At 57.2% G+C, this 12,859-nt stretch carries 15 protein-coding genes; 6 read left to right on the top strand and 9 right to left on the bottom strand.

Translation table 11 applies throughout. The features are described from left to right. Window positions 1–103: 103 nt before the first annotated feature. Complete coding sequence (locus tag NL64_RS05425) at window positions 104–1,168, bottom strand: NAD(P)H-dependent flavin oxidoreductase (RefSeq protein ID WP_034147132.1); 1,065 nt, start codon at window positions 1,166–1,168, stop codon at window positions 104–106. A 222-nt stretch (window positions 1,169–1,390) separates the two neighbouring features. Here NL64_RS05425 and acuI point away from each other — a divergent pair, with 222 nt between their 5' ends. Next, window positions 1,391–2,374 (top strand): acrylyl-CoA reductase (NADPH), encoded by a 984-nt coding sequence (gene acuI / locus NL64_RS05420; RefSeq protein WP_034147131.1) that lies wholly within the window; start codon window positions 1,391–1,393, stop codon window positions 2,372–2,374. A gap of 54 nt (window positions 2,375–2,428) precedes the next feature. Here acuI and ada read toward each other — a convergent pair whose 3' ends face one another. The 5 genes from ada to NL64_RS05400 all read right to left on the bottom strand — a co-directional run bounded on the left by ada (window position 2,429) and on the right by NL64_RS05400 (window position 5,573). Beyond that, window positions 2,429–3,493 carry a bifunctional DNA-binding transcriptional regulator/O6-methylguanine-DNA methyltransferase Ada gene (gene ada, locus NL64_RS05415; protein WP_034147130.1) on the bottom strand — a complete coding sequence of 355 codons (1,065 nt, stop codon included), beginning with the start codon at window positions 3,491–3,493 and terminating at the stop codon, window positions 2,429–2,431. 87 nt (window positions 3,494–3,580) lie between these two features. After that, complete coding sequence (gene alkB, locus NL64_RS05410) at window positions 3,581–4,246, bottom strand: DNA oxidative demethylase AlkB (RefSeq protein WP_034147234.1); 666 nt, start codon at window positions 4,244–4,246, stop codon at window positions 3,581–3,583. 5 nt (window positions 4,247–4,251) lie between these two features. Further along, window positions 4,252–4,938 (bottom strand): 2OG-Fe(II) oxygenase, encoded by a 687-nt coding sequence (locus tag NL64_RS05405; RefSeq protein WP_034147129.1) that lies wholly within the window; start codon window positions 4,936–4,938, stop codon window positions 4,252–4,254. Between the two features lie 127 nt (window positions 4,939–5,065). Continuing rightward, window positions 5,066–5,236 (bottom strand): hypothetical protein, encoded by a 171-nt coding sequence (locus tag NL64_RS30340; RefSeq protein ID WP_172668643.1) that lies wholly within the window; start codon window positions 5,234–5,236, stop codon window positions 5,066–5,068. 34 nt (window positions 5,237–5,270) lie between these two features. Next, on the bottom strand, window positions 5,271–5,573 hold the full coding sequence (locus NL64_RS05400) for a DUF1883 domain-containing protein (protein ID WP_007900033.1): 303 nt from the start codon (window positions 5,571–5,573) through the stop codon (window positions 5,271–5,273). Window positions 5,574–5,787: 214 nt separating this feature from the next. Here NL64_RS05400 and NL64_RS05395 point away from each other — a divergent pair, with 214 nt between their 5' ends. Together NL64_RS05395 and NL64_RS05390 are read left to right on the top strand one after the other, a co-directional pair. Further along, window positions 5,788–6,144 carry a hypothetical protein gene (locus tag NL64_RS05395; protein ID WP_034147128.1) on the top strand — a complete coding sequence of 119 codons (357 nt, stop codon included), beginning with the start codon at window positions 5,788–5,790 and terminating at the stop codon, window positions 6,142–6,144. A gap of 72 nt (window positions 6,145–6,216) precedes the next feature. Continuing rightward, window positions 6,217–6,447, top strand: a complete 231-nt coding sequence (locus NL64_RS05390; RefSeq protein WP_034147127.1) for a hypothetical protein — start codon at window positions 6,217–6,219, stop codon at window positions 6,445–6,447. Between the two features lie 12 nt (window positions 6,448–6,459). On the opposite strand, the gene NL64_RS05385 is transcribed toward NL64_RS05390, so the two are convergent. Together NL64_RS05385 and NL64_RS05380 are read right to left on the bottom strand one after the other, a co-directional pair. Further along, on the bottom strand, window positions 6,460–6,741 hold the full coding sequence (locus NL64_RS05385) for a lipoprotein (RefSeq protein ID WP_034147126.1): 282 nt from the start codon (window positions 6,739–6,741) through the stop codon (window positions 6,460–6,462). Window positions 6,742–6,879: 138 nt separating this feature from the next. Further along, window positions 6,880–7,068 carry a hypothetical protein gene (locus tag NL64_RS05380; protein WP_034147125.1) on the bottom strand — a complete coding sequence of 63 codons (189 nt, stop codon included), beginning with the start codon at window positions 7,066–7,068 and terminating at the stop codon, window positions 6,880–6,882. A gap of 281 nt (window positions 7,069–7,349) precedes the next feature. Between NL64_RS05380 and galU the strand changes: the two genes are divergently transcribed. The 3 genes from galU to gorA all read left to right on the top strand — a co-directional run bounded on the left by galU (window position 7,350) and on the right by gorA (window position 11,657). After that, the gene (galU, locus tag NL64_RS05375) at window positions 7,350–8,189 is read left to right on the top strand and encodes a UTP--glucose-1-phosphate uridylyltransferase GalU (protein WP_008065368.1); all 840 of its coding nucleotides are present in this window, start codon (window positions 7,350–7,352) and stop codon (window positions 8,187–8,189) included. Window positions 8,190–8,664: 475 nt separating this feature from the next. Then, window positions 8,665–10,191, top strand: a complete 1,527-nt coding sequence (locus tag NL64_RS05370; protein WP_034147124.1) for an MFS transporter — start codon at window positions 8,665–8,667, stop codon at window positions 10,189–10,191. Between the two features lie 107 nt (window positions 10,192–10,298). Beyond that, entirely contained in the window at window positions 10,299–11,657 is a 1,359-nt protein-coding gene (gene gorA, locus NL64_RS05365) for a glutathione-disulfide reductase (protein WP_034147123.1), read from the top strand. Here the strand turns inward: gorA and NL64_RS05360 are convergent. Next, complete coding sequence (locus tag NL64_RS05360) at window positions 11,654–12,667, bottom strand: DNA-binding protein (RefSeq protein WP_034147122.1); 1,014 nt, start codon at window positions 12,665–12,667, stop codon at window positions 11,654–11,656. The genes gorA and NL64_RS05360 overlap by 4 nt on opposite strands. Between the last annotated feature and the right edge of the window lie 192 nt (window positions 12,668–12,859).

Genomic DNA, 12,859 nt, shown 5'->3' with positions numbered 1-12,859 from the left:
GCGATGCGAAGCAGCCCCGGCTTTTGCGACTGCTTCGCAGTCGAGCGGGACGGTGCGGCGATCCGACAAGCTCCCTCGCCACGGGTTAGTATTGTTCCCGACATTAACGTCCGAGTAATTTCGCCAATCCTTCCTCAGCCAGGCGCCGGGTCAATTCTGCGGTCGTCAACTCCACGCCCAACGTGAACGCCTGCCCGGCCCAAAGGTTACTGAAATCCGCTTCCCCTTTGGCGCGCAGCGGCATCAGCGCACCACCGGCCAGCGGGAATGCCGGTGCCTTGGCGCTCATCGGTCCGAGCTCACGCATCACGCGATTAAGGATTCCTCGGGCCGGACGCCCGGTGAAAATGTTAGTGAGCGCGGTCTCGCTTTCCTTGGCCGTGCGCAGCGCCTTGTGATGGGAGGCGCTAACTTTGGCCTCCGGCGTGAACAGATAGGCCGTGCCCACTTGTACCGCCGAAGCGCCGAGCATGAACGCCGCAGCGACGCCTCGCGCATCGGCGATACCGCCAGCGGCGATCACTGGTACTTTCACCGCATCGACGATTTGAGGCACCAAGGCAAAGGTGCCGACCTGGCTGCTCAGGTCATCGCTGAGAAACATCCCGCGATGTCCTCCCGCTTCGTAACCCATGGCAATGATCGCGTCACAGCCATGTTGCTCAAGCCAGATAGCCTCTTCTACGGTAGTGGCCGACGACAGCACTTTCGCGCCGGTGGCTTTCACTCGATCCAGCAGCGATTTTTCCGGCAGGCCAAAGTGAAAACTCACAACTTCGGGACGAAATTCTTCAATGATGGCGCAGCCTGCTTGATCGAACGGCGCGCGATTGGACACTGGCGTCGGCGCTTCGAAATCGACACCCAGTTCCCGGTAGTAAGGTTCCAGGAGGTTCTTCCAGTCTTGCGCGCGTTGCTCATCGGCCGGTGGCGGTTGATGGCAGAAGAAGTTGACGTTGAGCGGACGCTGGCTGTGTTGACGAATAGTCTTTAGCTCTTCGCGCAACTGCTCGATGCTCAGCATCGCCGCTGGCATTGATCCCAGGCCGCCAGCGTTGCTCGCCGCAATGACCATGGAAGAGTGAGTGGCGCCGGCCATCGGGGCCTGGATGATGGGCAGTTCGATCCCGAGCAGGTCAAGAATGCGAGTGTCTGGCCATTGGCTCATTTCTGTTCTCCGACATTGAAACCGGGCAGGGGCGGTGGACCGGATTTGTAGCAGCAATGGCTGACGCAACGCCAGTCACTTTACAGGGTGGCGAAAAACTATAACCACAGGTCATGGAAAAACCCGAGAGTTTTGTGGATTGGCTTAAAGTCGAGTACGGCAATTTTTTGCGATGTGGTATTTAATTCAGACCACAACGGGTGATCCCACCAGGAGGCAGCAATGTTCCAAGGTATTTTGATCGAAAAAGACGACAGCGGTTATCGCTCCACGCTGCAAGAAATCAATGACGATCAGTTGCCCGAGGGCGACGTGACGGTGCGTGTGGCGTACAGCACGCTGAACTTCAAGGACGGCCTGGCGATCACCGGCAGCAGCCCGGTGGTGCGAAAATTCCCGATGGTGCCGGGGATCGATCTGGCAGGAACCGTCGAAGTCAGTGGGCATCCGGACTACAAGGTAGGTGACAAAGTCCTGCTCAATGGCTGGGGTGTGGGTGAAGGACATTGGGGCGGACTTGCGCAGAAAGCGCGTCTGAACGGCGACTGGCTGATTCCGCTACCCACGGCTTTTACCGAGGCCCAAGCGATGGCCATCGGTACGGCGGGCTACACGGCGATGCTGTGCATCCTGGCGCTGGAACACAACGGCGTGACACCTGAACAAGGCGAAATACTGGTCACTGGCGCCAATGGCGGCGTAGGCAGTTTCGCCATCGCGCTACTGAATAAACTGGGTTATCGAGCCGTTGCCTCCACTGGTCGAACCTCGGAACACGAATACCTAAAGCAGCTGGGAGCCAGCGAAATTATCGATCGCGCCACATTGTCGGAACCGGGTAAACCGCTGGCCAAAGAGCGTTGGGCCGGGGTCATCGACTCGGTGGGCAGCCACACCCTGGCCAACGCCTGCGCGAGCACCAAGGCCAATGGCACGGTCGCTGCCTGTGGTCTGGCGCAAGGCATGGACTTCCCGGCCTCGGTTGCACCGTTCATTTTGCGCGGCGTGACCCTGGCCGGCATCAACAGCGTGACGCAACCCAAAGCCAAGCGAGTAGAGGCGTGGAGTCGGCTGGCCAAGGATCTGGATTTCAATCTGCTGCCGCTGATCAGCCATGAAATTGGTTTGAGCGAAGCGATCGACGCTGCACCGCGCCTGCTGGCGGGCCAATTGCGCGGCCGGGTTGTGGTGGATGTAAATCGTTGATAAAAAAGTCGCAACCTTCGCGTAGGAGCTGCCGAAGGCTGCGATCTTTTGCTTTTATAACGTTTCGCGCTCCAGCAACTGCCGTTTGCGCTCCACACCCCAGCGATATCCCGACAGATTGCCATCGCTACGCACCACGCGATGGCAAGGGATCGCCACCGCCAGGCTATTCGCGCCGCAGGCCTGAGCCACGGCGCGAACAGCTTTCGGCGAACCAATGCGTTGGGCGATATCGGCGTAGCTGGCGGTGCTGCCGACGGGAATCTCCCGCAAGGCTTGCCAGACTCGTTCCTGAAACGCGGTACCGCGCACATCCAGCGGCAAGTCCAGACCGAGGGCCGGGGCTTCGATAAAGCCGACAACTTTGGCGATCAGTTGCTCGAAATCTTGATCGGCGCCTATCAGATTGGCTCGGCGGAATTTGTCCTGCAGATCGCAAACCAATTGGTGCGGATCGTCGCCCAGCAAGATCGCACAAACCCCGCGCTCACTTTGCGCCACCAATATTGCACCGAGCGAACACTGACCGACCGCAAACCGAATGTCGTTGTTTTGGCCCGCCGCGCGGAAATCAGTAGGTTTCATGCCCAGAAGCTGATCAGCTGCTTCATAAAAGCGACTATTGGAATTGAAGCCGGCGTCGTACAAAGCGTCCGTCACCGAGCCGCCGTCTGTGAGTCGCTCCCGCACCCGACGTGAACGATGAGCCGCCGCGTAGCCCTTGGGCGTCAACCCAGTGACAGCCTTGAACACCCGATGAAAGTGAAAGCTGCTCAGGCCCGCCGCATCGGCCAGTTCGCCAAGCGCCGGGAGCGTCTCGGCACTTTCGATCTGGCGGCATGCGGCGGCCACGGTTGCCGCATGTTGTGCGGCGATGTCGCTTTGATCCTTTGCCGCCCGTTTGCTCGGACGATAACCCGCTGCCTGGGCTTGCTCGGCAGTATCGAAAAATTCCACGTTCTGCGGATTCGGCAAGCGCGCCAGGCTGCTGGGGTTGCAATAGATTCCAGTGGTTTTTACCGCGTAGACAAACTGCCCATCCGCCCGTGGATCCCGGGCAACGACGGCAGTCCAGCGTGGATCATTTTCAGTGGTGATTTTTGTCGTTTGGTTTGTCATGGCGTTTTGTCCCTTGACCCGTTTCCAGCAGATTAACCATGCAATCGTGTCGATACACTCCGGCGCTTGCGGTCAAACTCCAGGGCTTCAACCTGCCATTCGAAAGGTGAAGTTAATTCGCTGCTCACCCAAGCGAGAATGTTGGCCATCCTTGATCGGCAGGACGCCGTGATAACGCAAGCGATCCACGCCCCCCCAGACCACGATATCGCCATGCAGCAGCGGCACTCGCTGGCTTTTATCGGCGCGGGCAAAACCGCCGAACAGAAACATGGCCGGCAACCCCAGCGAGACGGAAACGATGGGCGCCGCGTAGGACTTTTCGTCTTTGTCTTGATGCAAAGACATTTTAGACCCCGGGACATATCGGTTGATCAGGCAGGAATCCGGGATGAAATCGGTAAACCCGGCAGCTTGCGCCGCTGCTTGCGCCAATTGTAAAAACACGTCGGGCATTTCCGGCCACGGCTGGCCGGTCTGCGGATCGTTGCAGGTATAGCGATAGCCGCTGCGGTCGGTGGTCCAGCCGAGGGTGCCGCAGCTGCTGAGGGCCACCGACATGGTGAAACCACCCGGGGTGACCATCTGCCGAAACGGCGCGGCCGTCAGCACCGCGTCCAGGGCAGGCAGCAAGCGGTCCAGCCAGGGCAGGGCAAAGCCTCTCAAGACGCAGGACTGTTCACCAATAGGCTCGTGCCGGGGCTGCTGCTCGGGCTCGGCGTCGGCAAACAAATCAAAGGTCGTCGGATTCATGGTGTTCATAACGCGTCGTGAAAGATGATGCCAAGGGTATGCCGTTTTCCACTGTGCAGGCGACTGACGCCGTGGCGCATGGTCACGCGGTAGTAACCACGCAGGCCTTTGACCGGCCGTTGGTTGACCGCAAAAATCAACGCGTCACCTTTTTTCAGGTCAACGACTTGAGGGCGCGATTGCATCCGTGGGCGTTGCTCGGTCAGTACGAACTCCCCGCCGGTAAAGTCTTCATCCGGTTCTGACAGCAGAATCGCCACTTGCAGTGGGAAAACGTGCTCGCCGTACAAGTCTTGATGCAAGCAGTTGTAGTCCTGCGGCCCGTATTGCAGCAACAACGGAGTCGGACGCGTCTGACCGGCTGCGTGACAGCGTTCGAGGAAGTCTTGATGGGTGTCAGGGAAACGGCTTGGCAGGCCCATCTGTTGGTGCCAGCGATTGGCGATCGGCACCAGTCGCGGATAAAGTGCGCTGCGCAATCGAGCTACCAGGTCGGGTAAAGGGTATTTGAAATATTTGTACTCGCCGCGACCAAAACCGTGCCGAGCCATGATCACTTGCGAACGGAAGGGCTCCGATTGCGCGTACAGGGCACTGATGTCGTCATAGGTTTCAGGGCGCAACAGCGACCGGAGGACCGCGCAACCGTCCTGATCGAGTTGTTGCTCCAGTAGCGCCCAGTCGGTGGACATGGTTCTGACTCCTTAACCCAGGGTTGAGGTGGCCAGTCTAGGGAGCGGGGAGGGCGCCAGCACTCCGGCGCTTGCGGTCGAACTTCAACGCCGGGAGCAGACGTCCTTGCTGTCGCTCCGGGTCAAGTTACAGCGCTTTGCTGACGCTGATTTCGCTGATGACGTCTTCGCTCTGGCCATGAAGGGCATCCAGCGCAGCTTTGGCTTCTGCTTCGGTGCCGTTCTCCAGTTGGGCAAATTCGAAGCGGCGCTCGCCGTTCAGTTTGTATTTGATGACGTATTTGGTCGTCTGGGCCACGGTCATGTCTGCCTGTATGCGAATGGGGTGTCACTCAGCTCAGTTTCGAGCTGGAGCGGCGGATGATCTTGATCGAGTGAGTCAGGGTTGGTTTGCGGGTCACGCTGATCGGACGGCGATTGACCGTGTCGATGGTGATGTTCCAGAAACCGGTGCTCGGCGCCGTGATGCGGGCCGGAAAGGTATCGAACGCACCGCCGTGGTAAGTGTGGCGGCCGCCATTTTTGAAGCTGCGGAAATTGGCGTCGTTCATCAAACGGATGTTGCACATTTGCGAGCATTGAATGACGACGATGTCGTCTTCGTTGAGGTGCTCGCGCTGGTGGATAAATTTCATGAGGCGCCTCCAGAAGGGCTTTTTCTACAAAATCAAAACGATAGCTTGGGCGATTGGCGCGCAGTTTATCAGCCCGGGGGCGTTATTATCCGACGGTCGTGTCCCGCTTTGGCAATTAAAACCAGATATTACGCATTCGATGAGGGATAAATGCAGTGGGCCTCGGATAAAAACCGTATCTGTGCTGTCGGAGGGTCTTTATCGGAGGTTTCGTATGAAGTGGGGTGTGTGTTTCCTGCCGTTGGCGTTGGTGATGACGGGTTGTGCAAGTGTCGAGGACATTAACGAGACGCTGCCCACCATGAGCGTGATTTCAGGCAAGAATCCCCATGAGTACGCGCAATGCCTGGGTGAAAAGCTCGCCGATAGCCGTGGCGCCTTGCAAGTCGAGCCGCAGAAAGACGGCGTGCGAGTGATCGTGCCGCAGAAGCTTTCATCGGGGCCGGCCGCCGTGTTTGACATCGAAGATCGCGCTGGCGGCAGCAGCATCAAGCTGCATGAGCGTATTTCCAATGTGCCTGTGCGCCCATGGGATGTACGTAATGCTGCCACCGCGTGTATTTCCGGCTGATAGAATGTCGCCAGTCAGCAACGATGCCGTCAAAGCTACGCTTTGGCGGCATTGTCATTTCTGGAGTCGAGCATGAAGCGAGAGCAGGTGCGTGAGCGCCATGCAGAGGGTCTGATCTCTGCCACACACGTGATTCAGAACCCGGCGGATCCGGGGGAATGGATCGTGTTTTTCAAGAAAAGCGCCGGGCGCAGTTATTTTCTGGTGGATGAAAACGATGAAGTCGAATCCTTCAGTCGCCTCGACGACTTGATCGAGACCGTGCGCGGGCTCGGGATCAAGTTCGCCGAAATCCACATGTAGGGCAGGGGCGCCTTACTTGCAGACCACCACGACACTGCGGTTCTTGTAATTGCCGACGTCGACTCCCAGGGTCTTGTCGCTTTCCTTGCTGGACGGCGTACCATCGGTGCCGACGATGCGGTAACCAGTGCCGGCACAAGACGCATCGGCCTTTTCATAACAGGTTGCCCAGGAATTGGCTTCGCCGGAGCAATCGATGGCCAGGCCTTGTTCGCCGTTGTTCAGGTAGGTTGTTTCGGACGTCGCGCAGCCACTCAGGGCCAATACCGCAATCAGTGGCAAAAATTTAGTCATGTCGTTGTCGTCGCAAAGGGGTGGGCAAAGCCTGTGACAGCGCCGTGAGCAAAAGGTTATAGCGAAAGGCCACTTCCTGCTCACTTTCACAAAAAAGCCCTGCGCGAGGGCAGGGCTTTTGGGCATGTCAGGTGTCGATCAGGTCTTGTCCTTGCCGCGTCGTTTAGGTTCTGGGTGCTCCAGTTCCAGCACGGCCGCCACTTCGATCGCCATGGCTTCAGTCGGAAACGATCCGGCGACATTCTCGCCTGCAGCGTTGCATATCGCCCATTGGCCGTCCTTTGCCTTGTTGATCAAGTACCCGTTGACGCTCTTTGCTTCCGACATCTATTTGCCTCGTTGGCTGGTTCAATTGCGCCATGATAGCGCCAAATTCACGCAGCGGGTGCCGATGGGCGTATGGTGGTGCGATTGCCTGTTGCGATGACAAAGCGTGCAAGTCTGCCGGTCTCTGCTATCAATAACGGGCGGCTACTCGATCTGCGGAACTATCCGCGAGAATATTTCTCTATGATGGCATCGGTTAGCCAGCGCGGGGCATTGTAAGGTGCACGCCGCCTGATTAGACTGCGCCGAAACTCGTACACACAGCCCTTTCAAGGACTTATATGATCAAGAAATGCTTGTTCCCAGCAGCCGGTTACGGTACTCGCTTCCTGCCAGCGACTAAAGCCATGCCCAAAGAAATGCTGCCGGTGGTAAACAAGCCACTGATCCAGTACGGCGTTGAAGAAGCACTGGATGCCGGGTTGACCGAAATCTCGATCGTCACCGGCCGTGGTAAGCGCGCCCTGGAAGACCATTTCGACATCAGCTACGAGCTGGAAAACCAGATCAAGGGCACCGACAAGGAAAAATACCTGGTCGGCATCCGCAAGCTGCTCGACAACTGCTCGTTCTCCTACACCCGCCAGACCGAAATGAAAGGCCTGGGCCACGCCATCCTGACCGGCCGTCCGCTGATCGGCGACGAACCGTTCGCCGTGGTGCTGGCGGACGACTTGTGCGTCAACCTCGAAGGCGACGGCGTACTGACCCAAATGGTCAAGCTGTACAAACAGTTCCGCTGCTCGATCGTGGCCATCCAGGAAGTCGATCCGCAAGAGACCAACAAGTACGGCGTTATCGCCGGCGAGATGATCCGCGACGACATCTACCGCGTACACAGCATGGTTGAAAAACCAAAGCCAGAAGATGCGCCGTCGAACCTGGCCATCATCGGTCGCTACATCCTGACCCCGGACATCTTCGACCTGATCGAACAAACCGAGCCAGGCAAGGGCGGCGAAATCCAGATCACCGACGCCCTGATGAAACAAGCCCAGAACGGCTGCGTCATGGCCTACAAGTTCAAAGGCAAGCGTTTCGACTGCGGTGGCGCTGAAGGCTACATCGACGCGACCAACTTCTGCTTCGAGAACTTCTACAAGACTGGCAAGGCTTACTGATAGTTTGCTTGTGTGAATCGAAAACCCCGACTTGTTCGGGGTTTTTTTTGGCCTTCTTGATGGAGGTCCGGGCTCTCGAAAGAACGTGCACCGCAACAGCAACCGAGCGGACCTGCGAGCCGAGCTATCCCCCTGTTATACGCACTCCCCTGTAGGAGCTGCCGAAGGCTGCGATCTTTTGACTTTGATTCTTGAAAGCAAGATCAAAAGATCGCAGCCTGCGGCAGCTCTTACAGGTTTTTTGCTGTCTGTGCTATCTGGCTTCCATGAAGAAAGCTAACCCCAATGCCGGCCGATTAGTCGTGCTCCAGACAAAGTGTTTCCAGCAGGAAATACTTTTTTCATTGTCGGACAGATCTCTCTGCGCAATTAATGCCGCTCAACAGGCTTTGGCAAAGGAGTGCCAAGGATTCAATAATGGGGGTAATTCGAATTCCCCCTGTTGATATTTCGCTGGCAATAGGGAGTTTTGCTGATGGATGTACCGGTTAATGCAAAACGGGAAGGGAAATCAAGTCGATGGTTGGGCCTAAGCATACTGATGCTGCCTGTATTGCTGGTAACAATTGACAATACGGTACTTGGATTCGCGCTACCCAAAATCGCGGAGGCCCTGCGCCCGACTGCCAGCCAGCAACTGTGGATGATCGATGCTTATTCGCTGGTATTGGCGGGATTGCTGGTGTCGATGGGTAGTTTGGGAGATCGAATCGGTCATCGTAAGTTATTGCTGGCTGGGTCGTTGGGTTTTGCGATTGTGTCGGTGCTAACCGCGTATTCCAATACCGCCACGCAACTGATTGCCGGGCGAGCTTGTATGGGTGTTTTCGGTGCAATGTTGATGCCCTCGACTTTGGCATTGATACGTTCGGTGTTCGAGGATCGAGAAGAGCGGAGATTAGCGGTCGCGATATGGGCTACTACATTGACGGTAGGATCGGCACTCGGTCCTGTAGTCGGTGGGGTATTGCTGGAGTTCTTCAGTTGGGGGGCGATTTTCCTCTTGGCGGTGCCCGTGTTGGTGCCACTGCTGGTATTGGGGCCACTGTTGTTGCCCGAATCCGAGCGAGATGCTTCAGGGGCTTTTGATCCGATAAGCATCCTGCAATCGATGGTGGCTCTTGGTGCCATTGTTTATGGCATTAAACACAGCGCCAGTAATGGTATCGACTGGATGGCGCTGACAGCATTTGCAGTAGGCACGGTTGCGGGCTGGATGTTTGTACGTCGGCAGTTACGACTGTCGGTGCCGCTGATGGATCTGAGTCTGTTCCGCAGTGGCACTTTTAGCGGATCGGTCCTGATCAATTTGATGAGTCTCGCGTTTCTCGTCGGCTTCGTATTTTTTACCACTCAGTTCCTGCAGATCGTTCTTAAGATGTCGCCGTTGAGTGCCAGCCTCGCGTTGGTGCCAGGTCAGATCATGGCGATTGTAGTGGGGATGGCGGTCGTACCTGTCGCTCAGCGATTACAGGTGCATGTTCTGATTCCGATTTTGTTGGCGTTTGCTGGAGCGGCGTTTTTGCTCGTCGCCAGCATGGGCAGTAGCCTGATCGTTCTGGTGGTGGCTTTTGCCTTGCTGAATATTGGCGTGGGCGCGATCGCGACGGTGTCCAATGATGTGATTTTGTCAGCCGCGCCACCGGCTAAGGCGGGTGCCGCGTCGGCCATTAGCGAAACGGCCTATGAAGTGGGCGTAGTTTTGGGGACGACAGTGCTCGGTGGCGTCGTTACCGCCTACTATCGCGGCGCATTGCAGCTTCCGGGGTTCCTGAGCGAAGTGCAGATGATGCTGGCGAGCGAGACGCTGTCTGGCGCCTATCATGTGGCGGCAGACTTGTCGGGTGATCAAGCAAGTGAGTTGATGGCGCAGGCGGGAAGGGCATTTGAAGGTGGAATCGGTTTGGTTTCGTGGGTGACGTTCGGTTTGGCGGTTATTGCGATTCTGATTGCCTGGCGCACTCTGCGGACACCGAAAATGCAATCCGCAGAGGTCCATTGATCGAAAGCTAGAATTGGGTCGCGCATCTTACAGTCCGAGCTTTTCAGCACAATGCTTGCTCAGCGGCCGTCCGCAGGTATGCTGTTGGCCTGCCGAGGAGATTGAAAATGGCCTACGATTTTGACCTTTATGTGATTGGTGCCGGTTCTGGTGGTGTGCGCGCTGCACGATTTTCGGCCGGTTTCGGCGCGAAGGTGGCGGTGGCCGAGAGCCGCTACCTGGGTGGTACTTGCGTGAACGTTGGCTGTGTGCCGAAAAAGTTGCTGGTCTACGGTGCGCACTTTGCCGAAGACTTTGAGCAGGCTTCCGGTTTTGGCTGGAGTCTGGACGAAGCGCAGTTCGATTGGGCGACGCTGATCGCCAACAAGGACCGCGAGATCAATCGCCTGAACGGTATTTACCGCAACCTGCTGGTCAACAGCGGCGTGACCTTGCATGAAGGGCACGCCAAGATCGTCGACCCGCATACCGTCGAGATCAATGGCGAGCGCCACACTGCCAAGAACATCCTGATCGCCACTGGTGGCTGGCCGTTGATTCCGGAGATTCCGGGACATGAGCACGCGATCAGCTCCAATCAGGCGTTCTTCCTTAAAGAGCTGCCCAAGCGTGTGCTGGTGGTGGGTGGTGGTTATATCGCCGTCGAGTTCGCCGGGATCTTCCACGGCTTGGGCGCGCAGACCACGTTGCTGTATCGCGGTGAAATGTTCCTGCGTGGCTTCGACGGTTCCGTGCGCAAGCATTTGCAGGAAGAGCTGACCAAGCGCGGCATGGATCTGCAATTCAATGCCGACATTGAGCGTATCGACAAACAAGCCGATGGCAGCCTGAAGGTCACGCTCAAGGATGGTCGCCAGCTCGAAGCCGATTGCGTGTTCTACGCCACCGGACGCCGTCCGATGCTGGACAACCTGGGCCTGGAAAATACCGGGGTGAAACTCGACAAGAAAGGCTTTGTTGAGGTCGATGAGCAGTATCAAACCGCCGAGCCTTCGATCCTGGCCCTGGGCGATGTAATCGGTCGAGTTCAATTGACGCCGGTGGCGTTGGCTGAGGGCATGGCAGTCGCTCGTCGTTTATTCAAGCCTGAGCAGTATCGTCCGGTGGACTACAAAATGATCCCGACGGCAGTGTTCAGCATACCGACCATTGGCACCGTCGGCTTGACCGAAGAAGAGGCGCGCGATGCCGGGCACGATGTCGTGGTCTTCGAAAGCCGTTTCCGCCCGATGAAGCTGACCCTGACTGAATGCCAGGAGCGCACGCTGATGAAGCTGGTGGTGGACGCCAAGACCGACAAGGTGTTGGGTTGCCACATGGTCGGTCCGGAGGCGGGTGAAATCGTCCAGGGGCTGGCGATTGCGCTGAAAGCCGGTGCCACCAAGCGCCACTTCGACGAAACCATCGGGGTGCACCCGACGGCAGCCGAAGAGTTTGTCACCATGCGGACCCCGGTCGCCGGTTAATCGTCCTTGGCATTGTCTGGCGCTGTCGCAATGGCAGCCGCCAGACGCACGCTTTCTTCCAGTTCTGACTGGGTCTTCGCCAATTCAATTTCCAGTGATTTATTGATCTGCGACTGTTCGTCGATGTTCTGTTTGAGCGACTGACTTTCCAGCAGGGCGACGCGCAAGCGTTCCTGGAGGAGGGTGCGTTCGCCGTCGACCCGGGTGGTTTGCTCCAGTAGCTGATCCTGACGATTGTTGCTCTGCTTGAGTTGCTCTTGCAGCAGGCTCAGTTCGCGTAGCGTTCCCCGGTTTTCGGTCAGCAGGCGCTCGTTGTCGCGGTGCAATTGGGTGATTTCGTCCTGGCGCACCAGCGCGCTTTGCTGAGCCTGGCGCACTTCCATCTGCAACTGTTGCACCTGGCTTTCATGGCGACTGTGTTCCTGCTCGCGCTGCTCTTTGACGGCATTGCGGTAGTGCTCAAGTGCCTCCCGTGCATGCAGGTGTTTCTCTTCAAGCGAGCGGATCTGCTCGTCCTTGTCTTGCAAGCGTAATTCGAAATCGGCCAGTGCCTGGTTCAGTCCGGCATTGCGGGTTTGCTCGGTCTGCAGGGTAGAGCGGGTGCTTTGCAGTGCCTCGGATTCCTGGGTCAGCGCCAGACTCTGCAGCTCGTAATGCTGCTGCAACTGCGTGTTGGCTTGCTCGGCTTGATGCAGTCGGGCTTCCAGTTCTTTTCTTTGCGTTTCGAACTGCTCGCGGGCCTGGTCGATGGGTTCTTGTGCCTGTTCCTTGAGGCGCTGCGCCAGGCGCGAAACCAATGCCAGCAACTCATCGTCGATCAGTTCCGCAGGCTCGGTTTCGGCCGGTTGAGCGACGTCGCCCAGTTCTTTCAAGTAGCGATGAATGGTGGTTTTCGAGCCGGTATTGCCCATTTCGATCCGTACTGCATCGATGCTCGGGTTTTCGCCACGGGCGAGAATCGCCAGACGCGCGGCTTGAACCACTGCTTTGTTAACGCCGCCACGGGCCATGATTTCTCCTACGATTTTTCTGTGTGGTACGTACTATTCGAATACACATTGTACCATTCATTGTTAAAACTTAGATACAGAGTGTTATTAACGCGGGATATACTGGTATTACCCCGTGTGATAGCTGTTTTGCCGCACCTGTTGCCCTATATCCGTACACAACACCCTGTAGGAGCTGCCGCAGGCTGCGAT

It is taken from the genome of Pseudomonas fluorescens (genome assembly GCF_000802965.1).
GTDB classification, from domain to species: domain Bacteria; phylum Pseudomonadota; class Gammaproteobacteria; order Pseudomonadales; family Pseudomonadaceae; genus Aquipseudomonas; species Aquipseudomonas fluorescens_A.
This window is presented reverse-complemented; position numbering and strand designations above follow the sequence as displayed.